Source organism: Mycobacterium sp. 5-140-3-2 (assembly GCF_035666375.1).
GTDB lineage: Bacteria > Actinomycetota > Actinomycetes > Mycobacteriales > Mycobacteriaceae > Mycobacterium > Mycobacterium intracellulare.
The window spans coordinates 2,999,525-3,025,901 of the sequence record NZ_CP142025.1 but is presented as its reverse complement, the minus strand read 5'-3'; the positions used below and the strand labels follow the sequence as shown (position 1 = coordinate 3,025,901).

Annotated in this window: 26 protein-coding genes and 3 pseudogenes; 12 read left to right on the top strand and 17 right to left on the bottom strand. The window is 63.4% G+C overall.

The features are described 5' to 3' along the window. Positions 1–26: 26 nt before the first annotated feature. Entirely contained in the window at positions 27–647 is a 621-nt protein-coding gene (locus P6281_RS14115) for a cation transporter (protein ID WP_020822717.1), read from the bottom strand. 1,859 nt (positions 648–2,506) lie between these two features. Between P6281_RS14115 and P6281_RS14110 the strand changes: the two genes are divergently transcribed. From P6281_RS14110 to P6281_RS14100, 3 genes and pseudogenes are all read left to right on the top strand, one after another. Further along, on the top strand, positions 2,507–2,884 hold the full coding sequence (locus P6281_RS14110) for a BlaI/MecI/CopY family transcriptional regulator (RefSeq protein WP_033712913.1): 378 nt from the start codon (positions 2,507–2,509) through the stop codon (positions 2,882–2,884). Positions 2,885–4,081: 1,197 nt separating this feature from the next. Next, positions 4,082–4,177, top strand: a pseudogene (locus tag P6281_RS14105) (sigma-70 family RNA polymerase sigma factor); the annotation flags it as partial. A gap of 143 nt (positions 4,178–4,320) precedes the next feature. After that, positions 4,321–5,044: pseudogene (locus tag P6281_RS14100) on the top strand (anti-sigma factor family protein). Between the two features lie 842 nt (positions 5,045–5,886). Here P6281_RS14100 and P6281_RS14095 read toward each other — a convergent pair. The 3 genes and pseudogenes from P6281_RS14095 to P6281_RS14090 form a co-directional block, all read right to left on the bottom strand. Next, positions 5,887–6,030: a hypothetical protein gene (locus P6281_RS14095; RefSeq protein ID WP_154074424.1), complete on the bottom strand. Its 144-nt coding sequence runs from the start codon at positions 6,028–6,030 to the stop codon at positions 5,887–5,889. A gap of 609 nt (positions 6,031–6,639) precedes the next feature. Beyond that, a pseudogene (locus P6281_RS26180) lies at positions 6,640–6,969 on the bottom strand (ATP-binding protein); the annotation flags it as partial. Between the two features lie 130 nt (positions 6,970–7,099). Continuing rightward, complete coding sequence (locus P6281_RS14090; protein WP_008257349.1) at positions 7,100–7,540, bottom strand: heavy metal-responsive transcriptional regulator; 441 nt, start codon at positions 7,538–7,540, stop codon at positions 7,100–7,102. A gap of 278 nt (positions 7,541–7,818) precedes the next feature. Between P6281_RS14090 and P6281_RS14085 the strand changes: the two genes are divergently transcribed. Together P6281_RS14085 and P6281_RS14080 are read left to right on the top strand one after the other, a co-directional pair. Further along, positions 7,819–8,109 (top strand): DUF1490 family protein, encoded by a 291-nt coding sequence (locus P6281_RS14085; RefSeq protein WP_008257347.1) that lies wholly within the window; start codon positions 7,819–7,821, stop codon positions 8,107–8,109. 59 nt (positions 8,110–8,168) lie between these two features. After that, a complete protein-coding gene (locus P6281_RS14080; RefSeq protein ID WP_008257346.1) occupies positions 8,169–10,514 on the top strand; it encodes a copper-translocating P-type ATPase in 2,346 nt (781 codons plus the stop codon). 228 nt (positions 10,515–10,742) lie between these two features. On the opposite strand, the gene P6281_RS14075 is transcribed toward P6281_RS14080, so the two are convergent. Together P6281_RS14075 and P6281_RS26175 are read right to left on the bottom strand one after the other, a co-directional pair. Continuing rightward, complete coding sequence (locus tag P6281_RS14075; RefSeq protein ID WP_008257344.1) at positions 10,743–11,381, bottom strand: DUF5134 domain-containing protein; 639 nt, start codon at positions 11,379–11,381, stop codon at positions 10,743–10,745. A 310-nt stretch (positions 11,382–11,691) separates the two neighbouring features. Further along, positions 11,692–12,129, bottom strand: coding sequence for a transposase (locus tag P6281_RS26175; RefSeq protein WP_008257343.1), 438 nt, complete (start codon positions 12,127–12,129; stop codon positions 11,692–11,694). A gap of 467 nt (positions 12,130–12,596) precedes the next feature. On the opposite strand from P6281_RS26175, the gene P6281_RS14070 reads away from it, so the two are divergent. From P6281_RS14070 to P6281_RS14060, 3 genes are all read left to right on the top strand, one after another. Then, positions 12,597–12,755, top strand: a complete 159-nt coding sequence (locus tag P6281_RS14070; RefSeq protein ID WP_154074423.1) for a hypothetical protein — start codon at positions 12,597–12,599, stop codon at positions 12,753–12,755. Positions 12,756–12,877: 122 nt separating this feature from the next. Further along, on the top strand, positions 12,878–13,711 hold the full coding sequence (locus tag P6281_RS14065) for a M56 family metallopeptidase (protein WP_225325642.1): 834 nt from the start codon (positions 12,878–12,880) through the stop codon (positions 13,709–13,711). Between the two features lie 350 nt (positions 13,712–14,061). Next, entirely contained in the window at positions 14,062–15,045 is a 984-nt protein-coding gene (locus P6281_RS14060) for a DUF732 domain-containing protein (RefSeq protein ID WP_008257338.1), read from the top strand. A gap of 104 nt (positions 15,046–15,149) precedes the next feature. On the opposite strand, the gene P6281_RS26170 is transcribed toward P6281_RS14060, so the two are convergent. The 3 genes from P6281_RS26170 to P6281_RS14050 form a co-directional block, all read right to left on the bottom strand. Next, a complete protein-coding gene (locus tag P6281_RS26170) occupies positions 15,150–15,419 on the bottom strand; it encodes a TOTE conflict system archaeo-eukaryotic primase domain-containing protein (RefSeq protein WP_371277662.1) in 270 nt (89 codons plus the stop codon). A gap of 233 nt (positions 15,420–15,652) precedes the next feature. Then, positions 15,653–16,165 (bottom strand): GNAT family N-acetyltransferase, encoded by a 513-nt coding sequence (locus P6281_RS14055; RefSeq protein ID WP_008257335.1) that lies wholly within the window; start codon positions 16,163–16,165, stop codon positions 15,653–15,655. 3 nt (positions 16,166–16,168) lie between these two features. Further along, positions 16,169–16,438, bottom strand: a complete 270-nt coding sequence (locus P6281_RS14050) for a type II toxin-antitoxin system TacA family antitoxin (RefSeq protein WP_008257334.1) — start codon at positions 16,436–16,438, stop codon at positions 16,169–16,171. 282 nt (positions 16,439–16,720) lie between these two features. Between P6281_RS14050 and P6281_RS14045 the strand changes: the two genes are divergently transcribed. Continuing rightward, positions 16,721–17,116, top strand: coding sequence for a hypothetical protein (locus P6281_RS14045; protein WP_014384870.1), 396 nt, complete (start codon positions 16,721–16,723; stop codon positions 17,114–17,116). A gap of 11 nt (positions 17,117–17,127) precedes the next feature. Here P6281_RS14045 and P6281_RS14040 read toward each other — a convergent pair whose 3' ends face one another. The 3 genes from P6281_RS14040 to P6281_RS14030 all read right to left on the bottom strand — a co-directional run bounded on the left by P6281_RS14040 (position 17,128) and on the right by P6281_RS14030 (position 19,394). Next, the gene (locus P6281_RS14040) at positions 17,128–17,262 is read right to left on the bottom strand and encodes a hypothetical protein (RefSeq protein WP_008257331.1); all 135 of its coding nucleotides are present in this window, start codon (positions 17,260–17,262) and stop codon (positions 17,128–17,130) included. A 52-nt stretch (positions 17,263–17,314) separates the two neighbouring features. Next, the gene (locus tag P6281_RS14035; protein ID WP_014380285.1) at positions 17,315–17,749 is read right to left on the bottom strand and encodes a DUF4383 domain-containing protein; all 435 of its coding nucleotides are present in this window, start codon (positions 17,747–17,749) and stop codon (positions 17,315–17,317) included. Positions 17,750–17,837: 88 nt separating this feature from the next. Next, entirely contained in the window at positions 17,838–19,394 is a 1,557-nt protein-coding gene (locus P6281_RS14030; protein ID WP_014382721.1) for a succinic semialdehyde dehydrogenase, read from the bottom strand. A gap of 427 nt (positions 19,395–19,821) precedes the next feature. On the opposite strand from P6281_RS14030, the gene P6281_RS14025 reads away from it, so the two are divergent. After that, complete coding sequence (locus P6281_RS14025; protein WP_014384869.1) at positions 19,822–21,060, top strand: fatty acid desaturase family protein; 1,239 nt, start codon at positions 19,822–19,824, stop codon at positions 21,058–21,060. 148 nt (positions 21,061–21,208) lie between these two features. Here P6281_RS14025 and P6281_RS14020 read toward each other — a convergent pair whose 3' ends face one another. The 4 genes from P6281_RS14020 to P6281_RS14005 form a co-directional block, all read right to left on the bottom strand. Beyond that, on the bottom strand, positions 21,209–21,412 hold the full coding sequence (locus P6281_RS14020; RefSeq protein ID WP_009954002.1) for a cold-shock protein: 204 nt from the start codon (positions 21,410–21,412) through the stop codon (positions 21,209–21,211). 161 nt (positions 21,413–21,573) lie between these two features. Beyond that, the gene (locus P6281_RS14015; protein WP_014380282.1) at positions 21,574–21,708 is read right to left on the bottom strand and encodes a hypothetical protein; all 135 of its coding nucleotides are present in this window, start codon (positions 21,706–21,708) and stop codon (positions 21,574–21,576) included. 231 nt (positions 21,709–21,939) lie between these two features. Then, positions 21,940–22,407, bottom strand: coding sequence for a DUF5994 family protein (locus P6281_RS14010; protein ID WP_225332129.1), 468 nt, complete (start codon positions 22,405–22,407; stop codon positions 21,940–21,942). Positions 22,408–22,657: 250 nt separating this feature from the next. Then, positions 22,658–23,449 carry a transglutaminase-like domain-containing protein gene (locus P6281_RS14005; RefSeq protein WP_009953999.1) on the bottom strand — a complete coding sequence of 264 codons (792 nt, stop codon included), beginning with the start codon at positions 23,447–23,449 and terminating at the stop codon, positions 22,658–22,660. Between the two features lie 107 nt (positions 23,450–23,556). Here P6281_RS14005 and P6281_RS14000 point away from each other — a divergent pair, with 107 nt between their 5' ends. Continuing rightward, positions 23,557–24,303 carry an ANTAR domain-containing protein gene (locus P6281_RS14000; protein ID WP_014380280.1) on the top strand — a complete coding sequence of 249 codons (747 nt, stop codon included), beginning with the start codon at positions 23,557–23,559 and terminating at the stop codon, positions 24,301–24,303. Positions 24,304–24,335: 32 nt separating this feature from the next. On the opposite strand, the gene P6281_RS13995 is transcribed toward P6281_RS14000, so the two are convergent. After that, positions 24,336–25,127: a GAP family protein gene (locus P6281_RS13995; RefSeq protein ID WP_029384534.1), complete on the bottom strand. Its 792-nt coding sequence runs from the start codon at positions 25,125–25,127 to the stop codon at positions 24,336–24,338. Between the two features lie 1,026 nt (positions 25,128–26,153). Between P6281_RS13995 and P6281_RS13990 the strand changes: the two genes are divergently transcribed. After that, positions 26,154–26,375 carry an MbtH family protein gene (locus P6281_RS13990; protein WP_008257310.1) on the top strand — a complete coding sequence of 74 codons (222 nt, stop codon included), beginning with the start codon at positions 26,154–26,156 and terminating at the stop codon, positions 26,373–26,375. Positions 26,376–26,377 lie beyond the last annotated feature (2 nt).

The following is a 26,377-nucleotide window of genomic DNA, read 5'->3' as shown; positions in this document are numbered from 1 at the left end:
TGCGGTGCCGTTCATCCGGCCCGGGCCTAGCATCCGCAATCCTCGCCGCGCCACGATCGCCGCCCTTGCCAGACGGCGACGGCGGCGATGCCCAGCCCGATGGCGGGGTCTAACCACCATCCGTTGCGCCATGCGAGGGTGACCGCCAAGCCGAGGAGGACTGCGGCCGCCTGTGCGGCGCACAGATAGTTTTGGATGCCCTTGCCGATCGTGGCGCCCGAGCCCAGCCGTGCGCCGAGTTTCTGTTGCGCGCGGCCCAGGATCGGCATCTGCACCAAGGCGGCAGCCGTCAAGACAACACCGACCAGCGACGTGTGTGACACGTGCTCTTTGAGTAGATGGTGCAGGGATTCAGCGGCAATGTAGGGGGCGCTGAGCCAAAACGACACCGCTACGCCACGTTGCGCACGGAGCTCGGCCGTCTCGGACAAGGTTCGCGTGCCGCTGAACCGCCAAATCACGACCAGGCTGGCCATCGCCTCGGGCGCGCTTCCTAATGCCCATGCGGTCAGTGCGACAGATCCTGTAGCCACGCCCTGCCACAGGCCGAGGGCCCCTTCGGCGACCACAAAGATCAGGCTGACCCAAGCCAGCCATCGCGCCCATCGTGCGGCAGCGTGCCATCGGGAATCGCGTTGAAATGTCATCGCTGTTCTCGAAGTGGTCGTGCTGCAACAGCTAAGGTCGTCGCTTCCCGGGGTGGCGGCTGATCCAAACTGCGTCATGAGACTCGCTCCACGAGTGAGCCGAGCGCGCCGTTAGACTCGCGGTGACAACGCTGCGAAATACACGCCGTTGGGCCGATTGGCTCGGTGCCTTTAGCGATGAATGGCGCCGCGCTCATTAGTACGCCGCGGGCGGCGACTGAGTCAACTATTTCCATGACTGGCTCTGCGGGTTCAGCGGTCCGCTGACGGGCGGTGTCACGAACCGCGGCCGGAGACCGGGCGCGATGGTGTGGTGGCGCATCAAAATCCTCCCGAACGACAAAGGCATTTGACGAAACGACTCAGGTGGCGTCGCTTCACTGTTCTTAGACGCGGCCGACTGGCCCTGGGCCGCATGGTGAGTGAGGACGCCAGATAACGCGACGCAGCTTGGCTGCCGGGTCAACTCATCGAAAATATCGACAGGTCTTCGACCCAGCCCGCGTGAAAGAATGCTCGTCAATCAAGCAGCGGGATTACCGGTAGACCGTGCAACGCCGTGTGATGTGGCGTCGACCTATCAGCGTCGTGCGAGACAAAATCGTGTTAGCAGGTCTTGACCGGCGACGGGTGTAGCGGGCCCTCGGGGTGGACCTCGTTTGGCCTGTCGCGCCCACACAAAGCAATAACCGACAACGGCCACCGCCGCGACCCCGGCGTACACCAGAAACGCGTCATCCCAGCGCGGGACATCCGCCACCGCCGTCGCTACGAGGCAGGAGTGCGACAGCCCGCTGTCGCACTGCGCGTGATCGCCATCAACCGCTAGTGCACCACTCGATGAGCTACCCGACTGCTGAGCCGCATCAACCGTGGCGGCCGCGTGCCACGCGTGCTCGGCGGCACCACCCAGCAACCAGAGTGCCGCGATGATGGCGATGGCCGATCGCAGCAGGGGAAGCTTGAGAAGGTCGCTATGCACAGTGCTTCCAAATGTAGCAGCGCTAGGCGTGTGCCTCCGACATTGCAACCTGGGGGGCTGCTGTGTCTTTCAGATCGAAACTGCGGCGTGTGAGGCGCTCGTTTCTTGTTGAATCCTGAATGGCGGTGTTGGTTCTCCTTCGGCACAATGGAGGTTCGCTGAGGCAGCCAAGCTCCGTTTTGTGTCTCCGAGATGCACAATGCCCGAATCGCTTGCTTGGCGCTCAACGCGTGGCTGAATCACCCAGGATGCTAGAAAAATCTGGAATCTCGACGCCTACCTGGTCCAGGTAGGCCCACTGACCACACCGGCGCTTCCCGGGCCGCCAGGCGCCTCCGAAACGCGGACCGCCAACCTCAATAGCTGACGTGGACGCGCATTCGTAGCGCGAACGCCATTTCGACTGGTTTGTGCCTACATAAGGAAGGAATAGGCAAGGCAGTGGGCGGGCGGCGGGATTGACCAAGCTGGCGGCGATGAGTTCGGAGGCGCCCGAACATGCGGGTGGTGCCGGCCATGGGACTCGCACCGGGCGGCGGCGCGGGGCAAAAAGTAGAGCGCAGCTGACGGTCAGTACACGACGACGGCCCAGCGGCAATTGTTTCCATAACCGAATAAGAGCGTATCGGGTCGTTACCCGACATGGTCGCCGAAGTCGTGGCGGGCGATCGAAGCGATGCGTCGGTGCGACAATTGCGTTTCGACGGTCTCCCAACGGCAGGAAACGAACACGCCGGCAACACGTTGATTGGGTTTCGCCGCCGTCGTGATCAGACATCCGACATTGTGTGTCGGCCATGGGTAATCTACTATGTGCGTACGTAGTTAGTGTATGACGGCGACCGACGTCGAATGCTGTGCGGATCGGAGGGTGACGGTGCGGGTGCGGGGCTTCGGGGAGTTGGAAGCGGTGGTGATGGACCGCATCTGGGACCGGGATGGAACCACGACGGTCCGCGAGATTTTTGACGAGCTGGCCGCTGAACGCGAGATCGCCTACACGACAGTGATGTCGACCATGGACAACCTGCACACCAAGGGGTGGCTGGCGCGTGAGCGAGATGGCAAGGCCTACCGGTACTGGCCGGCGTTGACCCGCGAGCAGCACAGTGCGCAACTGATGCGCGAGGTGTTTGACGCCGGGGGGCGCTCTGAACTGGTGCTCAGCCACTTTCTCGAACAGATCAGTCCCGAGGAATCCGCGCATTTGCGTGCTGCGTTGCAGCGTCTGGCCAGAAGAACCCGGCGCAAGTAACCATTACCGGGCCGCCAGAGTGCTGCCTTTACCGCATCGAATAGGGCTGCGTTGCAGACGTATTGTTGAAAGTCATCTCGTGATCGCGGGCCGCTATGGTGGTCCCACGGGCCCGCCGGCCCCGTCCATCACGTCCTGCATCGTCGTGGTATCCCGTCGTGCACGAAACCACTCACCTCGCGGGCATGAGCTCGGATGGTGCCAGACAACGCGGGACCAGACGTTCTTACGGCGATGGTGGCCCCTGCGCGTCGCCGTAGGCGGCAGCCACCCCAGTATCGCGGTACAGCGTCGGCGGGGTCGAGCTCATACCAAACGAACTCCGCGCTGCGGTCAGCTACCCCAAATCATTTGTACACGGTCAATTACTCGCGCAGTCATCGCATCTCGCCCGCCTACATCAACCGGCGGTAAGATTCATCCTCTTCCGTATCGCCGCGCGCATGAGGTGATCCGACCCGAGCAAACGCGCCATCTCCTCCCGCTGACGGGCCGCTTCGTCCCGCGCCGCTAAGGTGAACCGCAAGCACCACGGCCGCGGTGATGACACCCAAAATCACCATCACCCCCAACGTGTTGAATAACGCGCTACACCAAACCCAGCCATCGCCGCCATACGACATCATCAGCGTATTACCTCCGTCTCGTTACCGATCACCACGCGACTGCGGGATTTGAAAGCCGATACTGCCCCAACCGTATCGCCCACCTAGACGGCGACGCCCCGCCAGAATCGGTCGGGCGACGGAGTCCGATATGCATTTCTACTATCTATGTACACAGATAGTAGATCAATTCGAAATTTCCGGCAACGGACCAAGATGATGCGGCTCTGGCCGCGTCCGGCTACTCGTGTCACGGGCCAAGCCGGTCGCGCGACGATGAACACGTTCGGCCGCGCGTAGTCGAGGAGTCGGACGAAACAATCGTGACTACGGGATATGAAACTGCGTCTACGTACCGACTGTCGTAGATGATCAAGGTGGTGACGCTTCGGCTGGTGAACTTGCCAGGTGCTTCCCTCGTGATATAGCAGGAGGTGATGAAGTGCCCAAGGGTCATCGGCGGATCGGATTTGCAAGCGGCGGTGACAGTTCGCGACGTCGATCAGGCTGCCGTCTTGTGACGATCCGCGTTGCGATTGATGGGTGGCGCTTGTCGTGCCAAAGTCGTGGTCTGGGAAACGCTACTCCGGGGGACCTCGGAATCGCTGAGGGACCGGTCAAGTCCCGATTGCGCTATGTCGCTCGGGCACAACGGCTTTCGCTGCAAGAGGACGGGATGACACGTTGACCGCGCTACCGGCGATTGCGATGCCAGCTGGCGGCGAAAGCCAAATGATGCAAGGCAATTGGCTCGAGACCAAAAGCCGTCCGGCAGGCCGATCCGTGTGCCTTCGAGCCCGAATGCCTGCTAGTAGCTAGGGATGGAGGGCGATGATGATATCGTTACGCGGACTTGGCCCGCCTGGTGACAACCACCTCCACGTGATGTGGGATGCCGCGTACGTCTTGGGATCACTGTCGGCCACCGATTGGCGGGAATTCGAGGCGCACATGGCCGGCTGCCCGCAATGCCGTCAGGCCGTTGCCGAGCTCAGCGGCATTCCGGCCATGCTGGCACAACTCGACCGCAGTGAGGTTTGTGCGATCAACGAGGCAGACCACCCATCCGGAGCAACCGAGATGCCTCCAGAGTTGCTGCCGTCGATGCAAGCAGCGGTCCGTTTACACCGCGTTCGAAGCCGCAGGATGACCTGGGTGGTCTCGGCAGCCGCTGCCGTCATCCTGACGATCTGTGTGCTAGTTGGGGTTCACGGCAGGTTCCCGACATCGCCGCCACAGACGGCCCTGCCGGCACTGCCGATGGACCAAATCGGGACGACCCTGTTGGCATCGACGGTCGCTTAGCGGCCAGCAGTGGGGTACAAACATCGCGCTGAATTTCGTGTGCCTAGCTCCACCCGATGCTCCTCACGATACGGTGGCGTTGGTCGTCGTCAGCCGCGACGGCAGCCTGACCCGGCTGGCGACGTGGGTGGCGATCCCAGGCCATACGGCGGCGCCCACCGGCAGCATTTCGATGCCAGTTACCCAGATCGCCACAGTACAAGTTGTTTTGGCCGACAACGGCCACGTGATGCTCCAGCGCTCGATCTAGCCTCGACAGTAGCCGCAACAATGGTGATGCGACGCGCAGCGCTACGGCCCCGCCTCGAAGTTGTTCTGGGTCGGTATGAGTTCTCCGGGCTGGACGGTGCCGTAGGTCAGGACGATTTCGTCGTGCGCGTTGAGGGCGTCGTGCGCGTTGAGGGCACGGCAGCAGGGTTGCCGCTCATGGGATCGCCGTTAAGGAAGTCCCGTAGCGTCTTCGGTCACCGGCGCGTAGCCCGCCGATGCTGTCAGTGGACAGGCCCACGCCCAATTCTGTAAGAACTCGTCGAGGGTAAACGTTCCTTCACAGGCTATTGATATGAATCACTGCGTCAAGGCGTGCGTGTGCACGAGGCCGATTCTCCGACGGGCGACGCCGATCATCGCTGGACCTCGACGGTTACTCAGACCGGGGAGGCCTGTGCGCTTTATCGTTTAATCATCTACTATATGTGTACGTAGATAGTGCTGCATCGGTGACCCCTGAGGGATTGGCGCCGCTGACAGATAGGAAAGAGGATTGCTCCGTCGCAACCCGCATACTGGTATTCGATGCTGGCAGCGAATCTGATCGGGTCGAGTCCACAATATTTCCGAGGCGTTTGACCAGCTGGCGCGAACGTCAAGGGTGGAACGGCCTTCCAAGCAACGTAATATTATCTAGCGAAACCCGGAGATGCACATGACTGAAACACCCCAAGCCCCAAGCGAATCCACGGCCGGAAAACCGAGCCCTCGATCCAGCCGTCTAGGTCAGGTCGCGGCAGTGGTGGGAATCACCGCCGGTGTTGTCTTCGTCGTGGGTGCGGTGTTTTTTTCGGGCTTGTTCCTTGGCTCCCGCTGGGAGCATCACAGCGGACCGCAGATGATGCGCTGTGAGATGGGCGGGTCTGGCGGCGGAATGGGAGGCATGATGGGGCCCGGTGGCATGGGGCCGATGATGCCTGGCCAACCGCCGTCGTCGACGTCGACTACTCCTTCGGTCCCGGTCACGCCGCGACCGTAGCCGAATGGCCTAGCAACCGCATCCAGAGGTTCCTAGGCCACGCATTAACTCTGAAACCGTTCCGCAGCAGAGAAATTCGTGCTCGAAGGACAGCCGGCTCGCGCGCGTCCGTCCATGACCGCCCACGCGCGTGGCTGCTACTCCACTGGTCGTCTCCTTCGGTTGGCCGCAAATCAACTGCGCAGGGTGCATATGGAATTCGGTGGCAATAAGAGTCCATCCGTCACCCGGGTCGCTATGTCAACATGAACTGGGGTATGAATTGGCCCACTTAGGATGCTTGAGGATGCCGGGTGAGCGAAGCTGGGTGTATGCGTGCAGAGCTACTCACGAGCCCGGGGTGTCCAAATGCGGCGTTGGCTCGGCGCCTGCTCGTGGACTGTCTGTCCGAGGTTGGTTTCGCTGAGCGAGTGGTGGAAAGAGTCGGTGCATATCCATCGCCGACCGTGCTCGTTGATGGTGTCGATGTCATGACACCGGGTGCCCCATTGATCGCCAATGCGTGCCGGCTGGACCTCCCGACCAGGGAGCGCGTGCTGGCGGCGCTGAATGATGCTCGGCGCCGTTAGCCTGATCGACGCGCCCGCGGCACGGATTCAGCGGGGCTGAGACGTTAGATTTCGGGTCTGGGCCAGCCGGTAGGAGGCGGTGCCGGTTCAATAATGGCGCCGCCGAAGGTAAGTCGGGCGAATGGCGGCGCAGAAGCGTGGGGCGGTAAACGGTTTGTCCACCGTGAGGAGGCTTCGTTGCTGGCGATCGCGATAGCGTTCTTTCCTCCGCTGGTCAAAACCTGGAAGAGCAGGTCGGCGCTGCACGTGCCTAGTTCCGTGTAGCCAATCAAGCAGCAGAAGATCCACACGCCCCTGGCAGTAGGTGGCCTTGGTCAGTTGTTTGTCGTCGGCGGCTTCGACGAGCTCGTTGACCAGTCATGGCCAAGGTGTAGCCCGACCTGTCACAGACATCCGCAAGTCTGACTCGATGAACCCACTACTGCCTACGCAAACGCGCATGAGCCCTGGGAGACCGTGCACGTGCTGGTCCCGCCAGGGTACCGATCTAGCCACGGGCGTCCGTGAGTTCGGCGGCTTCTGGGGCGTCCAGGTCGTTTTCCAAGATCCAGCACACGGTGGAATGGTCATGTTTGGTCGGCGCATGGCGTGATGCACGGTCGAGAAGGGTCTGCAAGTGGCCCTCAAGCGCGACGAGTTCGGCGATCTGGGCGCGGACTTGGTCAAGGCGGCTATGCAGGACTTGGCGGACGTGCCCGCACGGCACCTCGCCGCGGTCATGAATCGCCAGGATTTGGCGAACCTTCTGCAGGGTCAACCCGGCCGCTTGACCGCGATGGATGAACCGCAGCCGATCCACGATCTCGGGTCCATAGTCGCGATACCCCGAAGCGCTGCGGGCGGGCGACGGTAACAGCCCCGAGTCCTCGTAGAAGCGGATCGTCTTGGTGCTGGTGTTGGTCAGTTTGGCCAGCTCGCCGATCTTCATGCGCCCTCCTTGACCTTCCAGTGCACTGGAAGGATAACACTGGATTCATGGCAATCGCGAGCAGCGGAGGTGCGCTCAAGGTTGACGGTTGGTTTCGGTGAGTCCAGAAGTCACCTCGGTGCCAGAAATTGTTGCCGGCTTGTACGCCAGTAATTGGCCTATGACGCCCGCGGTAATGGCTTGATGGTCTCTTCAGCCCGGTCATCACGGCGGACACCACCGAAGTTGAACCCACTGACGGGTCAACGATTTGCATGACATGAAAGGGACTACTCGGAATGGTGTTGCACGGATTCTTGGTGAAGGCGGTACCCACGCTGGTGACCGGCGTAGTCGGGGTTGCCGCGTATGAGGCACTGCGCAAGGCGGCGGGGAAGGCTCCGTTGCGGAAGGCGACGGTCATCGCTACCGCTTGGGGCATACGCGTTGTCCGCGAGGCCGAGCGCAAGGCCGGGGCGGGCGCCGAGCAGGCTCGACTGACGGTCGCCGACGTGGTGGCTGAGGCCAAAGAGCGCGCCGGGGAGGAAGCTGGACCACTGACGGTGGTCGACTCGAGCGACGACAAATGACTACTGGGGTCCTTGACGGCGACGTCGCATTGAAAGTTGTATCCGATGCGTCGGGGCGGATGCGTGTGCGCGTCACCGGGTTTGGTGTGGACGCGATTCGGGCCGTTGCGATCGAGGAGATGGTCTCCCAAGTGACCGGCGTGCAGGCCGTGCAAGCGTATCCGCGTACCGCATCCGTGGTGGTCTGGTACATGCCCCAAGCCTGCGACACCGCTGACGTGCTGTCGGCGATCGCCGAAGCCGAGCACATCCCCGCCGAATCGGTGCCCGCGCGGGCCCCGCACTCGGCTGATATTCCAAAGACCGGTGTGCTGCGACGAATTGCCAGTGGGATCGGGTTGGCGCTGTTCGGCTTGCGCCGTGATGTGCAAGACCGTACTACGGACGGCGAGAGTTGCGGCGGCTGCGGGTCCGGGCCGGTCATCGGGAGCGAGTTGTCGCCGGACGAGCAGGGTCGGCGCGAGCGGCGCAAGTGGTGGCGGCGGGTGTGGTTGGCCTTCCCGCTGGGGCTGGTAGCGATGGCTTCGACAATGTTCTTCGGTGCCTACCCTTGGGCGGGGTGGTTGGCGTTCGCCGCGACGGTGCCGGTGCAATTCGTCGCCGGGTGGCCGTTCCTCCGGGGGGCGGTCGAGCGGGCACGGGAGTTGACCTCGAACATGGACACTCTGATCTCGCTGGGCACATTGACCGCGTTCGTCTACTCCACTTATCAGTTGTTTGCCGGTGGGCCTCTGTTCTTCGACACCTCGGCGCTGATCATCGCGTTCGTGGTGCTGGGCCGCTATTTCGAGGCCAGAGCCCAAGGCAAGGCGCGCGAGGCGATCAGCAAGCTGCTGGAGATGGGTGCCAAGGAAGCCACGCTGCTTGTGGACGGCGAGGAGCGCCGCGTGCCGGTCGATCAGGTCCGCGTCGGAGACTTGGTGCGCGTGCGGCCGGGGGAGAAGATCCCGGTCGACGGCGAAGTCATCGACGGGCGCGCCGCCGTCGATGAGTCGATGCTGACCGGCGAGTCCGTCCCGGTCGAGAAAACGGTGGGTGACCATGTTGCCGGCGCGACAGTCAACACCGATGGGCTACTGACGGTGCGCGCCACGGCGGTCGGAGCGGATACTGCGCTGGCGCAGATTGTGCGGCTTGTCGAGCAGGCGCAGAGCGGCAAGGCCGCGGTCCAGCGGCTGGCCGACCGGGTCTCGTCCGTGTTCGTTCCGGCCGTTATTGCTGTTGCCGTCGCGACGTTTGCGGGGTGGACGCTGCTTGCAGGCAACCCGATCGGTGGCATGACCGCGGCGGTGGCGGTGCTGATCATCGCGTGCCCGTGTGCGCTGGGACTGGCCACCCCCACGGCAATCATGGTCGGCACCGGCCGGGGCGCAGACCTGGGAATCCTGGTCAAGGGCGGCGAGGTGCTCGAAGCCTCGAAGAAGATCGACACGGTGGTGTTCGACAAGACCGGCACCCTCACCCGCGCCCAGATGCGGGTGACCGAGGTCGTTGCCGGCAAGCGGCGCAAGCCCGATCTGGTGCTGCGGATCGCCGCCGCAGTCGAGTCGGGCTCCGAACACCCGATCGGTGCGGCGATCGTCGCCGATGCGCATGAGCGGGGATTGGAGATCCCGGCCGCCACTGCGTTCACCAACGTCGCCGGGCACGGGGTGCGCGCCGAGATTGACGGCAGGCCGGTGTTGGTTGGGCGGCGCAAGCTCATCGACGAGCACGATCTGGAGCTGCCCGACCACCTGGCTGCTGCCGCCGCAGACCTCGAAGAGCAGGGCCGCACCGCGGTATTCGTCGGCCGCGACGGTCACGTGGTGGGCGTGATCGCGGTGGCCGACACGGTCAAAGACGACGCCGTCGACGTGGTCCGTCAACTGCACGCCATGGGTCTGCGGGTCGCCATGATTACCGGCGACAACGCCCGCACCGCGAACGCAATCGCGAACCAGGTCGGCATCGACCAGGTGCTGGCCGAGGTGTTGCCGGAAGACAAGGTCACCGAGGTTCGTCGGCTCCAGGACGAGGGCAAGGTGGTCGCGATGGTCGGCGATGGCGTCAACGACGCCCCCGCCCTGGTGCAGGCCGACCTCGGCATTGCCATCGGCACCGGCACCGACGTGGCCATCGAGGCCTCCGACATCACCCTGATGTCTGACCGGCTCGACGGTGTCGTGTCTGCGATCGGACTCTCCCGGCAGACCCTGCGCACCATCTATCAGAACCTCGGCTGGGCCTTCGGCTACAACACCGCCGCAATCCCACTCGCCGCGCTCGGCATGTTGAACCCGGTCGTGGCGGGTGCCGCGATGGGGTTCTCCTCGGTCAGCGTGGTAACCAACTCGCTGCGGCTCCGCCGCTTCGGTCGCGAGGCCCAGCTGGGCGTACGCAAATCAGTGGTCGCTCTGAAATGAGGAGCCATGCATTAGGCGTTGCGCCACGCCGTATGCGATTTCGACGCGGCTCCGCTGGCCTGCAAGGCATTTCGCGGCTGACCCTGGGGCACGCAAGATTTCGCGAACGATGCAGCCCTGAACAGCCGAATGGCACTGCACGCTTGAGTTGATAAGGAAGTGGAGACGTACGTCGGCCTCGCCGATGCTGCGGGCGCGAAAGGACTGTCGGAAGCGGCTTCCACACGCTCAAATCCGGAATAGCGTGGCGGAGAACAGGATAGACATACCGATGGCCATCCCTGCCTGACTCAGGTTACCCAGCGACCTGAAGAGTGACGGCTCATGCTGACGTTTGACGAAGTACCAATAGGTCCAAAAGAGCGCCGCAACCGCGAAACCGACGGCAGCGAGCCAGTTCACAGCGCTAAACCATACAGGCGGTCCGCTGCTTGCCGGCATGGCCGTGCCGGCCATGTCCATGCCCGGCATAGACGACATAGCTGGCGGAACGTGGTGCTCGGTGCCCGTTCGGGCCGGATACCACCGAGCGTTCATCATGGCGTACATCCAGCCCGTCGCCAGCATCATCACAGTGTGATACCCGTACCTAACGCGCAAGGCGGTTGTTCGGGCCACAGCGAAGGCCATCGTCACGAACGTCATGGCCGCTAGCAGAAAAAACACTGTAGCTCCGGTCGAAGGCAGCTGTGCGCCCGACGGCGGCCAGGCCATCATCACCATTGCCACTGCCATGACGAAATGCAGCCCGTGACTGACGACCCAAGTCCACGGTCGGCGTTTGCCGACGATCGCCAGCACGCATTCGGTGGCGGTCAGGACGAACAATCCGGTGACGACCCAACGAAGTGCCAAGTCATGAATCATGCGATACCGAGCCGCTCCCATCGATGTCAGAGAGGACGCCAGTGGTCATTGTGTCGTCCGGCGCTTGCCAGTCACGCGCGTGGCACGAACACGCGCCAGGCTCACCGCTCTCGACGTGGCCCCACCGCGTAGAGCATTGCGATCGCGCGGCCCCACCGCGTAGAGCATTGCGATCGCGCGGCCAATCCCCAATTGGCGTGCTGTCCAAGACTTTTAGACGATGCACTCCGAGCCGTGCTACCGCGCCGTATACCTTGCCCGCGACGCGGGGGCTCCAGGCTAAGATCGCGCGCATCGTCGTCCATACAGGTCATAGCCATCGTTCATATGTGTCACCGTCAAACCCACCTTTGCCCTGAGGCTGTCGTCGTACTTGCTGGGCATCGCGCCATCCTTCCCAAGCAAGAAAGTGCGCACGAAACTCGGGACTGTTAAGTTGCGCCGCGCAATACGCCGAGGCGTTGGTTAGGAAGGCGATAGTTTCTGCCTGTTCAGCCACCTGCTTGCGGAGTCGCACCAATTCCGCTCGCTCCTTGGGTAAAAGCGGTTCACCACTGGGATCACCTTGTAACCCGCCAGCACTGTCTGCAGACATCCGCCACCGTTCATCGCGCACCCATGTGTGCAGCACGCTGTCATTCAAGTTGAGCTCCCGGGCGACGTCGACGACCCGCTCTTTTCCATCGATGACACGATGTGCGGCCGTAAACCTGTACTCAGGAGTAAACGATCGCCGAGTTCGTCGCATTGCGCCATCCTTCAAGGAACACAAGTCCTGTCATCGCCGGTTCCCACCGCTTCATCGCAGTCCCATGACATGCCTCGTGCGTGCTGCTAAGACCCAGACAACTACCCGAGGCTACTATCTATGTACGCAGATAGTAGATACAGGACTGCACGACTGGCAATACCGATTTCGAGCCTTTTTGCAACCCGGCGATTTCACGGAGATCGATCCGCAGCCACTGCCGTGAAGGATGCGGCCGAGGAGCTCTGGAGAGGCTGTGCGGGTTAGGTGCAGTGGTCTTGGCGCTGGCGTTTGGGAGATCGGCCAACTCGCTAATCTTCGTACCACACCTCCTTGACCTTCCAGTGCGCTGGAAGGATAACACTGGGTGGTGTGCCACGGATCGGGAGGTACTGGCGGTGAGCACAACGATCGTTTCGGTACTCGAAATCTCGTGTGCTGCTTGCAAGTGCGCGAATGCTGACGCGATGACGGAATCCACGAACTCACCTGCGGGCCCCGATTTGGCCTCGGCTAGCTTCCTCAACCCGATCCTCACGAGCGCGGCAATGGAATTGTCTTCGGTCAGCGTGGGCGCCACTGCGGTGCGCCTGACGAGCTCCGACGAGAGCCCGACGGCACGATGAGCGTCGCAGTCTGCCTGCTGCTGTACAGCTTCGCTGTCGCGACGCTCTCACCGTGGGTGCTGCCTCGGTTGACCCATGCGGGTACCGTCCCGCGATTAGGGGTGGTTGCGTGGTTGGTGGTGATGGTCAGCGTTGTCGCTTCGTGGCTGGCCGCGACCGCATTCCTCATCGTGTCCCTCGTGCGTTATTGGCATGAGCCAGGTCGACTCGCCACCGCATGTTTCGAGTCGCTGCGGCGGCTGGTCGACGGCGGCGCCGCGATAGCGCTGCAGGTGGCCTTGCTTGTGCTGGCCGCGATCGCGGTCAGCACACTGAGCATGCTGGGTTGGCGCTCGGGCAGGTCTCTGTGGCGGGCACGCGCGCAGAGCCGCGGGCACGCCGAAAGAGCTCGGGTGATCGGCCGCCGCATCGATGGAGTGGATGCCGTCGTGGTGGACGCTGCCGAACGGGCCGCGTACTGCGTGGCCGGCCACCCTGACACCGTCGTCGTGACCAGCGCAGCGCTGGACTCGCTTACCGATCGCAATCTGCAGGCTGTGCTGGCACACGAACGGGCCCACCTGGCCGGGCGCCACCACCATGTTCTGGCCTTCGTGCGCGCCCTAGCGGTTGCCATTCCCGGGGTGCCCCTGTTCAGCACGGCCGATCGAGAGATCTCTCTGTTGCTGGAGATGGCCGCCGATGACGCCGCGGCCCGCAGATGCGGTTCGCTGACACTGTTGGACGCGCTGCTGGCATTGTCCATGGATGCCCAGGCGCCGCAAGGCGCCTTCGGGGCCACTGGAACGGACGTGCTGGCCCGCGCCGAACGTCTGGCCGCACCGGCCGCCGCTCGAAATCGGTGGAACAGCCGGCTGTTGCTAACCGCCGCAACCTTCCTCATCACGGGCGGGCCTCTGATTCTCGCCGCTCTCACTGCATCCAGCGCCATGTGGTGCCACCCGATAGCTATCTAAAGGCGAACGTCGGCCGAGCGCGTATCTACTTAATACCGAGTTGCGACGCTACCTCGGCGACAACCGCGCCTGTCGGAACGCCGCCTGCCGAGCCCTCGCGCGACAGGTTCTGCCTTTACGGCGCCATTACGGAAAACTAATCCCGACAAGCCTCGGCGCTCAGGGCCAAATCAATTGCGCGGCAACGTGATCAGCTTTCACCATCTGTATCACACTCCGCGGCCCGCCGCACTTGCTAATGTACCCAGCTACTAAGTACTATAGTAGACAGTACATATCCGCTCCGCCGGGAGGAGCCAAGGCCTCGCCAAGGGGAGCGATGGGATGGCCAAAAGAATGGAAGCACTGCCATGTTCGCCGGCATCACTAGCCACGCCGGCGCCCTGGTTACCGCCACTGTGGTGCTAGCCGGCACCGCAATCGTGGGCGCCGGCACAGTAGCCGCCGACCCCAACCAGGACGACCAGTTTCTGGCGCTGCTCGTTGAAAAAAAGATCCCCGCCCGCCGGAACGTGCCGAGCCTCATCGCCACTGCCCATAAGGTTTGTCGCAAACTCGATGGCGGCATGCCGGTGGACGACGTAGTGGACTTGATGAGGAACACTGCGTTCAACGTGGACCCGATCGAGCGCCAATACCCGCCCGAGCGCATCACGCGTACCCTCACCCGATTCATCACTGCGGCAGTGGAGGTCTACTGCCCGTACAACCAACAAAAGATTGATTCCATCACGGCTATGGCTAGTCGCGCGCCTGGATCGAATGAACCGACGCACCGGGTTGCCGCGTCGACGCACGACACGGTCAACTCAGCAAGCGGTAAGCGCGAGCCGCCGCCGCGGTTGGACACGATCAACATGCTCGCAGAGTGGCAGGAACCGATGGGCACCGTCGTGGTCCGGCTGCCACACTTGATAGACGGCGCCAAATTCGTGGCTGGCCGCTCTGGGAACGACCGGTCGGATGGTCACGCGCGGGGCACAAAGCTCGCCTCGCTGACCGGAGCGGTTCCCGAGGGAGATTCCGACTTGCCGAACCCGCCGCAGATTCCGCCACCACCGCCGCCCACGGCGCACAACCTGATCCCACCCCGGCCAAACGCGGCACCGCCGCCACCAAAACAGCCGCCGGCGCAAGAGCCCCCGCCGCCACCGCAACAGGCGGAACCACCCGCCGCCGCTCCTCAGCCGGGCGGCACTGCGGGCGGAGGCGGGGGCGGCGACGGCGGTGGAGGCATCGGCGGCGGTGACGGTGGTGGCAACGGAGGTGGCGGCCCGGTGGAGTCACCACCGGCGCCTCACATGCCGCCGGGCTTTGTCCGGCTCGCACCATGAGACAGCAACGGCCCGTCACCGCCGCCAAAGCCTTCCGATGGTCGCGTCGTTGGGTGTAGTCATGGTCTCGTGTTTAGCCTTCAGACGAAGCGGCCTTAGGGCAGTTATCGATTTGGCGTGAGCCATCGCGGCTTCTTATCGAAATCGGCCGCGACCCACCAGAAGGTCTCGTCATCGCTGAGTGGATACAGGCCGATATGTGTTTCGCCTCGCAGGTGGGCATCAACGACCTCAGGGGTCAGTGGTAGGTAAGGCGCGTCGGCGCGGTTCATACCCTTGCGCCAATATCGTTTGATCGCCGGCATCCAACCTGAACGGCCCTCTCGACGATTTTCCCAGCGCAGTGCGTAAACGTCGGTGCGACAACGGAACAAATCGAAAAGAACCGCACCTTATGAGCGGAGCTGGAGTCCATTGTCACCGGTGAGGCCGGCACCCCCGTCACCGTCGCCTGGTCACCGGAGGCCGCGCGTGCCTGTTCCTCACTCAATTGAAGGAGATGACGCAAACTCGCGTTGTCGGCACGCGCATGTCTAACTCACCGGGGAAACTCTCGACACCGCTAACGGCCAACTCCTTTGTGCAGCACACTGTTCGGCGGAAGGGCCTACTGCCGCCAACGCTCCCCGAGCGCTTTCGCCGCGGTGGACACCTTCATGACCAGACGACGCTCGCGGTTCGTGACGGGGACGAAATGGTAGTGCTCGTAGAAGGATTGCGCCTCGTCGTCTATGGCATCGACGACGATGAGCCGGCCGCCGCCGATTTCCGATGCGGCGACGGCTTTGCCTAGTGCGTCCAGAAGCAGCTGCTCGCCATATCCCTGTCCCCGTAGAGATGTGTCGATCGCCAGGCGGGCAATCAAGTATCCGGGTATGCGGGAATAGCCACCGGCCATGGATCCCGAGACGCCGTCGTCGTTGCGTACTACTTCGGTGGGGCAGATGGCGAAATAGGCACTGACTTTCGGTTCGCCGAGCGGGGTCCACACGTAGACGTGCGCGACCCCGCTGCTGTCCGCGCGACGGGCATGGGCGATGAGCCAGGTATTCAGCGACTCCTTACCGCAGTCGAACCCTTCCAGCGTGTGGGCGTCAGTGAGTCGCGCGGACTCGAACACAGTTCAACGCCTTGTGAAGACCGCTGGTTTCCGTGCGGCTGCCGCCAGCCGCGGCGCTTCGTCAGCAGCCTCGAGTGAGGACATCAGTTTGTCAAACTGTTCGGGCTCCATTGCCGTTACCAGCTCCTGGCGCAGGATGTCTTCGGCCCGTTGCATCGCAGCTTTCCGCACGAACTCCGAGGTCTGCTCATGGACAAGGTTGGCGGCGCGCTGGATGCGGTCCAAGGTCGCTTGCTCCGCGCGAAGCTCGATGCGCTTCGTTTTGACTGCCACAACAACACCTCCTTCTTCCTTCAGTTATCTGTGCTCGCAATTGCCGATCACTTCATTGTACGGCGAATGTACGTACACAGTGAGTATAGGTTGGGCCGGTACCGGGGACCACCTCGGGACCACACGTTATGCGCGAGGCCAAACGATCTGCACTTCCGTGAACGTCGCACACCGCGCCCTTGCAACGAAAACCGCCGACGACCTGCGAAAACACGCTACCGCTACTTCCTGGGGGTCAAGTGGTCGCAGGTTCAAATCCTGTCAGCCCGACCAAGCCTACGAATGGCGGCGGCGAACGCCTCGCCCGCGGCGGCCGCTCACCGTGATGAGAGCATGGGCCCGATGACAACCCACACCTGCATGGGCTGCGGGCTCAAAACCCGCTACTCCTACGGGCGCCACTGCGTGGGTTGCGGCCGACAGACCCGCCGCTCGTATTACGGCGAGTGGGCGGATCGGTATCAGCAGGCCGCGATCGCTTTTGCAGCGCCCGCGAGGATCGTCAGCATGGGCGAGAAGCATCCGACGGCCGCGTTGACGTTGGGGGTGCCCGGCTCGCTCATCGCCATGGCCGCTGTCGCCGCGTACCCGATGGTGTTCGTGCCGTTGCTGTTCCTGCTCGCCGTGGCTTTGGTGGCGTCCATCCGCTACGAGGAAGCCCGCAACCCCTCCAAGTAGGTTCTGCCCCGTCAGTCCTCACGGTCCGGCTCGGTGAGTTCCGGCGCGTTCTCGCGAGTCGCCATGCCGCCTTCGTGGCCGTGATCCGCGGGGCCGGGACGGCCGCCCTTCGGCTCGTCGTCATCCTTTTCCGAGTGCTTGCCCATCGCAATCTCCTTCGTCGACCGAAGGACTACCCGCAACGGCGCATTTGAAGACCTACCGCGCCTTCCGGAGGTCGGCGAGCGATTGCTTGAGCCCGCCGTCCATCCGGATCTGCACGGCGGCCACCGCCACCATGATCGCGGCGGTCACCAGGTGCACGACCGCGTCGGTGACGTTGTTGGGAAACGTGAACACGAACGCGACCCGATGCGAGAAGAACGCCCAAATGCCCGGCAGCGCACCGGCGATCGCGGCGAGCAGCAGATACAACACCGACCACGACTTGCGCATCGCGAAGACCAGGCCTGGAGCGAACAACGCAAGGCCGGCGACGGCATGCCACCCGTTGTAGTCCATTCCGAACAGCTGGACGGTCGGCGCGGTGGGCCCGATCGCGAAACTGGGATTCATGATGAAGCCGATCACCGCCTGAATGACGTGGAAAACACAAATGATCAGCAGCCCGACCTGGGCGAAACTCCACCTCACATGGCACCCCCTTGTGCGCGGCAAGATGCCCGAATACTACGCGTTGTAGTAGCACCCTGGCAATGGGGCCGCACCAAGCGGCTGAAGGTCAGTTCCGCCCGGGAATCTTCATCACGGTCCGTACGATGGGCAACAGCGACTTCTGCCACAGGGTCGACGGAATGCCAAGCGGCGGATCAAGATTGAACACGCGTGCGGTCGCGATCGTCTGCGATTCGGTGTACTTCAACAGGCCCTCGGGACCGTGGCGGCGCCCGACGCCGGACTGGCCCATCCCGCCCATCGGTGCGCCGAGGCTGCCCCACGCGAACGCATAACCCTCGTTGACGTTCACCGTCCCCGACCGCAGCCGGGCGGCGATCTGCTGGCCCTCGGCGGAGGAACCCGCGAACACGCTGGCGTTGAGCCCGTACTCGGTGGCGTTGGCCTTCTCGACCGCCTCGTCGACGTCGGCCACCGGATAGATCGAGACGACCGGGCCGAACGTCTCGTTGGCCGCGCACTCCATCTCCGGCGTCACGTCGGTCAGCACCGTGGGCTCGTAGAACAGCGGCCCGAGGTCGGGGCGAGCCTTGCCGCCGGCGATCACCTTGGCGCCCTTGGCTTTCGCGTCGTCCACATGGTCGGTTACGGTGTCCAGCTGGCCGGCGGAGATCAGGCTTCCCATGTCGATCGAGAAGTCATACGCGGAGCCCAGCTTCATGTTGCGCACCGCGGCGCCGAACTTGCCGATGAAATCGTCGGCGATGTCTTTCTCGACGTAGATCCGCTCGATGGAGATGCACAGCTGGCCCGCGTTCGAAAAGCATGCGCGGGTGGCCGCCTTGGCCGCCTTGTCGAGGTTGGCGCCGCGCGTGACGATCATCGCGTTCTTGCCGCCGAGCTCGGCGGAGAAACCGATCAGCCGCCGGCCGGCGTGCTCCGCGAGCTGCCTGCCGGTGGCGGTCGAGCCGGTGAACATCAGGTAGTCGCAGTTGTCGATGATCGCGGTGCCGACCACCGAGCCCGGCCCGGGCACCACCGCGTAGAGCGCTCGCGGCAGGCCGGCGCGATACAAAAGCTCGGCGCACGCGAGCGCGCAATACGGGGTCTGGCTGTCCGGCTTGAGCACCACCGCGTTGCCGGCCAGCAGCGCGGGCACCGAGTCCGACGCCGTCAGGGTCATCGGATAGTTCCACGGCGAAATCACCCCGACCACGCCCTTGGGCTGGTAACCCACCGTGGTCTTGCCGATGCCCGGGAGCAGCGACTGCACCGTGCGCGGCTTCAGCAGGTCCGCGGAGACCCGCGCATAGTAATTCGCGTTGGCGACCAGGTCGACGATCTCCTCCTGTGCGGCCCATCGGGCCTTGCCCGCCTCGGCCTGCAGGAGATCCATCAGGAACTCGCGGTTCTCGACGACCAGGTCGCGATACCGGCTGATGACATCGACGCGCTCGCTGACCGGACGGTTCGCCCAGTCGGCCTGCGCCGCGCGCGCCTCGGCGAAGGCGGCTTCGACGTCTTCGGCCGTGCCGACGGGGATGGTGGTCAGCGGCTTGCCGGTGAAGACCTCGTCGATCGTCTTGGTCTGGCGTGCGGTGGCGTCCTTGATCGCGGCCAACTGGCGCAAGCGGTCGAAGACCTCGGCTGACGGTGCGGGCATATCGTGACCTCTCAAAAAGCGCAGGCGTCCAAAACACCAGACTATTGGCTCTGCGATGCCGGGGGCCTCCGGTGCCCGTGGGCTTGTTTTGAGCGGCTATCACCGAGTGGATAGACGCTGATGAGTCCGAAGGGTCTGAGAAGTCATGTAGCCTCAGGTGTCGACCAACCCACGAGCCGATCAGGCAGGTGCTCTCACACAGATGATACGGCCGTCCACCGGACCGGTAGGTCCCGGACGCGTCGCCGTGCCGCCCCAACCCGCGGGCCGGTTTTCTAGATCGAGAAGTTCGCCGCTTATCTGACCTCGCGTCGATCCTCGCCACTCGCGCGTAACCACCCACAAGATCGGACGTGACCCCTTTTGCCGCGGTTCGTAAACCCGCCCTGTCCGCATGTCTCCGCTCAGCCCGAATCTCACTGATTCCATGGCGATTACCGAAGTACCTGAATACGCCCACCTCAGCGATGAAGACGTCGAGAACCTCGCGGCCGCACTGGACACGATCCGTTGCGACGTCGAAGGTTCGCGCGGCACCAAGGACCGTGACTACATCCGTCGGGCCATCGCCTTTCAGCGATGCCTGGAGGTCGCGGCCAGACTGACTCTCATCGGCAGCAGATCGAAGGCCGGATGGGCTCTCGGAACCGCAGCGCTGGCTGCGGCCAAGTGCATCGAGAACATGGAACTCAGCCACAACATCAGCCACGGTCAGTGGGATTGGATGAACGATCCGGAAATCCATTCCAGTACCTGGGAATGGGACATGGTCGGTCCCTCGAAGCACTGGCAGTCCTCTCACAACCACCTGCACCACGTGTACACCAACGTCGTGGGCATGGACGACGACCTCGGATTCGGAGTCCTGCGGGTCACGCGCGATCAGGAGTGGGAGCCGAGCGCCCTGGCGCAACCGTTGCGCGCGGTGTTGCTGGCGCTGGCATTCGAATGGGGCGTCGCGCTGCATGGCCTGTACGCGGTGCGGGATCGCGAGACAACAGAGGCCGGTAGATCTGCCCACAAACGGGTGATGATCCGCAAGATGGCTCGCCAGGCAGCTAAGGATTACATCTTCTTTCCTGCGCTGGGCCGACGGCGATGGCGCCGCACGCTCGCCGCGAACGTGGTGGCCAACGGATTACGCAACGTGTGGGCGTACGCGGTCATCGTCTGCGGTCACTTCGCGGACGGAGCGGAAAAGTTCACCCCGTCGGTCTTGGAGAACGAGACGAAACCCGAATGGTATCTCCGGCAGATGCTCGGGACCGCCAACTTCCGAGCCGGTCCGGCGTTGGCGTTCATGAGCGGAAACCTCTGCTATCAAATCGAACACCACCTGTTTCCCGATCTACCGAGCAATCGTTACCCCGAGATCGCTCAACGGGTTCGCGCGCTGTGCGTCAGATACGACTTGCCCTACACCACCGGTCCGCTGCTCCGGCAGTACCTGCTCACCGTCCGCACGATCTGCAAATTGGCGCTGCCCGACCGATTTTTGTCCGCGACCGCCGACGACGCGCCAGAGACAGCGTCCGAGATTAGATTTCGGGACGCCGCGGGCCGGCCGCACGTAGCAATCGCGGACACTGACGTGAGGCGACGCGGGTTGGCGACGGCGATGCTCACCCGCAGTAGACGAGGCCAGCCGGGGGGCCGCACCGCCTAGCGCGCAGTGCGGACGCAATAAGGGGGCTTTTGGATTGGCGCCCCGCGTATCTCGACGGGCGCACGAGTCCAGCGGCCGAGACAACGGCATCACCGGCCCTTGGGCCGTGTGGAATGCGTTCAGTCCCAGGGGTTTTCGTGCTCCACCGCTAGAGGGCGGTCACTCCCACCGCTTGGGGGCCTTTGGGCCCCTGGGTGATTTCGAACTGGACGCGCTGATTCTCCTCGAGGCTGCGGAAGCCGCTTTCCTGGATCTCAGAATGGTGGACGAATACATCCTTTTCGCCGCCGTCGGGGGCGATGAATCCGAAGCCCTTGTCGCTGTTGAACCATTTCACGGTTCCCTGTGTCATACGAATTTCGCTTTCTTTCGGAGCGGATGAAATTAGCTACATCCGGGTCAACCGTAACACAATCCAGCGAAAAAGTAGCGGGGGTTAATTAGCGCACGCACGCTGGGGACCTGCGGCATCCGATCACGGATAAACGGGCGCTATCGAGGAAGATCGTCGCCTCAGCGCTTCTTGGTGACTAGCAGGGCTTCCGCCTGCGAGATCTCGGCGGCCTTGCCGCGCTTCGCCGCTCGTTTTTCTTTCAGGGATTTACCCGATTTCTTACCCATGGTTTGCCGGGGGGACTTATCAGACATCGCGGCCTTTTTGATTTGGGGACCTGGCAGGTCCCGATTTAGCGAGCATACACCCCTCCTGCGCACCCCGGTCCCGCTATCAAAGCGGCCACCAACTAAACCGACCTAAAATTCCAAGTCAAAATAATTCGGGCCGCCTGCAACGCGCATGGTCGGCGAAAATGCACCGTGAAGTCAGGTTAAACAGGGTCAGTCGAATCCGGCGCTGATGCGTGATGTGGCCGACATGGTCTACTCGCGGGCGTCCACTTTTTGCCCGCTGATCATGAGGTTCGCGACCGTCAAGGCGTTGTTCGGGCCGGCCGCGGTCATCATGACGGTGTGCGCATCGTTTTCGTCGGTGTGCGGTGAAACCACCAGGAGGGTGATTCTCTGGCGATTGAGCCCGAGCACCTCGACGGTGTGAACCGGCTGGCGGCGGTATCCGTCGAGCCGTACCGTCTGCGGGCCGAACGCCAATTTTGCTGGCGCCGTTGCCCATTCGGTGAGGTTGTAGATGACACGACCCACGGGACCAAGCCGAACCGATAGCACTGCCAGCAGATCTGGCAGCTCCGCCGTCAGGTCGTCACTATGCGGCCACCACGCTCCATCGACATACCCGCTGCGGGGCGACTTCGGTTTCAGGCGCAGGCGCGGTGTGTGTAGCGGCGGGGCATGCCGGCCCCCGGCAGTGGTGTGGTCGTCATGCGGCGCCATATTGACGCTCCCGTCTTGGCCGCGAAGTGGGCCAAATCATTCGAATCGACGATGACATGGCTTTGATTCGTCACGTTCGAGGTATCGCCGATGGTCTTACCCTACTCCGGTCGTGTCCGAACGCGAGCGCGAATCATGATTGCCACCGGCTTGCGACGCGGCTCTTGGCGTCGCCGTGGCGCAAACACGCCGTGGCGCAGCGGATTTCATCGAAAATGCGATGACACGGTGTTCGGGTTTGCGGCTGACCTCAGCGGATCGAAACCAGTTGGTCGATCGAGTCCCGGGGCAATTCGCCGTTCACCAGGGCGCTGACCACCAGCCGATCCAGCGTGATCGCGCCCTTGTGATTATCGAGGAAGGCCGTGTCGGCAGCGTCGCGACCGGTGGCGATGCGCACCAGCGTCTGTCGCGGCGCCAGCAGCGTCGCGTCGACCACCCGCCATTGCCCCTCGACGAAAGCTTCGGCGACCGCGTGGAAGTCCATCGGATTTACCCCGGGCGCGTAGACGGATACCAAGCGGGCCGGCACGCTGACCGCTCGCAGAAGTGCCACGACCAGATGCGCGTAGTCACGGCACACACCTTCGCCGGCGAGCAGGGTGTCCACCGCCCCGTCAATCGGATCGCTCGAGCCGGGTACGTAATTGAGTCTGGTGCCCACCCAGGAACTGACGTGCTCCAGCAGCGCCGTCGGATCGCGGTCATTGCCGAATTCTGTGGCGGCGAAACCATAGAACTTGTCGGCCTCGGCGTAACGGCTCGGCCGCAGGTACATCGACTGGTCGTATTCGGTCACCGGAGCCGGATCAGTGTGCCCCACGATCGTCGCGGCGTAGTCCACGCGCAGCGTGCCGACCTCCGCGTCGAACTTGTGGATGCGGTTGCCGTGCAGTCCGCTGACCTCCAAGGGCCGGATTTGCTCTCCGTTCAAGACGAAGCGCAGCGACTCGAAGACCTCAGCACGCGGGTGCGGCGCAACGGCAATCTGGAACTCCAGCGTCGTGGCCGCAGTGATTTCGACTTCAATCTCGGCGCCCACTTCTCGTCTCATAGCGAGATAGTGCGCCGGAGGGGCCCGGATCGCCAGCCGCGCGCCGGCGATCGTCGGTGGTTGAGCATTTTTACAAACGGGTAGTGGCATAAACAATGCGCAACCAGGGGCAGTTCGACGCGATCGCCCGAGAGATGGTCCAAGGGGTCTCGGGCGTCTGTTGCGTGCTGCTCGACCGCGACCTGCGGATCCGGGCGGCAAGCCGGGCCTACGAGCGCGTCGCGCTCCGGGAACACGGCGAGTTGTCCGGGCAATACCTGTTCGACGCATTCCCCGACAATCCCAAGGACCCGCAGGCGACGGGGACGTCGAACCTCGCGTCGTCCCTCGAGATCGCGATGCGCGCCGGCCACACCCATAAGATGCGGCTGCAGCGCTACGACATCCCCGATCCCGCCGCCCCCGACGAATTCCTGCCCAAGGTGTGGAGGCCGACCAACTCCCCGCTGCTCGACCATGGCGAGCTGGTGGGGGTGGTGCATTGCGTGAAGGAAGTCTCCGAGAGCAGCCAGCTCCTTGCCGAGGTGGCCCGCGAGGTCGAGCGCGGTGACTCCTGGGATCCGGCCGAGCTGCTGCACACGCTCGAGGCCGTTAGCGCCGTGGAAGCCAGTCTTTACGCTCAGCGCCAGGAGTCGCTGGCCCTCGAGAACAAGCAACTGATGCGCGCCATCGAGACCCGAGACGTGATCGGGCAGGCCAAGGGCGTGCTGATGGAACGATTCAATATCGACGCCGGTGGGGCGTTCGGCCTGTTGACCCGCCTCTCGCAGCAGACGAACACCCGGGTCGAGCAGATCGCCCGCACGCTGGTCGAGACGAAGCGCCCTCCGCGCTCGGCCTGAGCCGCCGGCACGGGGCGGACCGCGATCGGGGCTCAGACGATGTGCAGACCCTGGGCCAGCTGCGACACCCCAACCACCGTGAACAGGATGACCAAAATCTGCCGGTGGTAGGTCCGCACCCAGTCGTGCAGCACCCGGAGCAGGGATTGCGTCTTGGCCGGCGTGACCACATACCCGACGAGGATCACCTCGACGACGGCGTACATCAGGACGGTGAACGCGACGGCGGCTCCGAACTGTGCGGTGAGCGACGCACCCGAGGCCATGATGATCGCGACGATGAAGAGGACGCCGTCGACCGGCACCGAGATCAGCCCGATCACCCACGCGACCCACGACGACCCGCCCTCCCATGCGTCGTGGATGCGGCCGAGCAGGCGCCGGACGGGGGAGCCGTCGTCGCTCGAGACATCTTGGACCCGGGTCAGCAGCCGCGGCATGGCGATGGGCGCCGCGGAGGCTGACGACGGTGCCGGCGATCGGGCGTCGGGCGAGGGTTGCGCCACCCGCTGGCGCGTCACGAAGCGCACCGTCATCGCCGCCGCGATCGACAGCCCGATCACGCCGAGGCCGATTTGAACCTTTCCGAGGGTCGCGCCCGTAGAAGGGGAAGACGAACCGTGCGCGATGTGCCCGAACATGGGGGTGAAGTTCAGCAGCATCAGGGGGAGCAAGAGCTCGGGTACGCATACCGTCAGCCCGCCGATCCAGTAGGCGAGCAGACTCGGTCCCGGCCGTGGCCGCGAGATCATCAGCAGGGCGAGCCCGAGACGAACCGGGTTGAGCGCAGCCAGAATTCCCAAGCCCAGCACTGACCCCCACATGGCCGCAGCTCTACCCGCACCTGTCGGCGCTTAAACGCCGACGGGTCGCGACCGGATGGCGCCGCGGCGGAGCGCGGCCCGCCCGAAGCTATGAGCCCGCTGTGCGCCGAATCTTGATCTTGGTCAACGGATTCGGGCGAAGCCGACGAGCGGTGTGCAAGCGCGCCCGTGAGATCAATCACAAGGCCCCGGGGTTGCCGGTTGTCCGGTCCCGCCGGCCAAAACGGCCGGTTGAATCGTGCGCCAGACGTAGCCAGCCGTAGGCGCGCAGCTTCACGCCCGAAAGCAAACGCACACTTGGTCGAACGCCGCCGTGGCAATCCGATTCGCCACAGCTACGGCGAAGCTCGATGTGTCGACCTTGCTGGCGGGGCGCTAATCGCGGTTTAGCAAGCGTCCGTACGTTTTTGCACTGTGCGGCAAACGGACGGTGTCGCCGGGTATCAATTGGCTACTGAGAATCGTCGCGCCGCGAATAGGCTGTTAAGGCCATGATTCGGCCCGCAGCTGCGGCGGGTTTATCGGTTACGCCGCGGCCACGGCGCCGCGCGCCGAGCCGCCGGACGGGGCCAGAGGCAAATATTTTTCGTTCACGTAAGCGACGCCAGGAATGCCGGGCCGGCAAATTCATTATTTCCCTAGGTCGCTTGTGAAAAAGGACGGTATGGCACCCGTGCCGTGGCGATGTCAACGGTGCCGAGCGTCAAAGTTGTTTGCTGGGCAGCGAGACACGAGTGCAACAACGGCCGCTGTTAATGTCTTACGTGAGAACGTAATTCAAATGTTTCGAAACGAGCGGCCGGGGTACACCGCGGAGCGTGAATGGCAACATTGACGTTCGTGTGGCCTACCCGGGTAGGGGGTCTGCCATGGCCGTCATGGCTCAGTTGCCACCGCGTCCAAACTCACGGGCGCCGTTTTCGACCGCATCTGATCGAGCCTGACGGCTCAATCCTTAAGTGCCGCACGGTACTTCGTGTGGTGCGCAGCGCTTGGAGTTTCGTTTCGGTGTTAGGGGGTCCATCAATGCAGCTCAATCCGTTCGACGACGACGGCGGCAGTTTTTTCGTCCTGGTCAATAACGAAGAACAACACAGTCTTTGGCCAACTTTTACTACCGTTCCCGCCGGTTGGAGAGTAGTTTTTGGGCAAGCCGACCGCGCCGCATGCCTGCACTACATCGAAGAACACTGGCCCGATATCCGGGCGAAAAGCCTCCGCGACACGCCGACCCGCGCCGGTTTGTGATG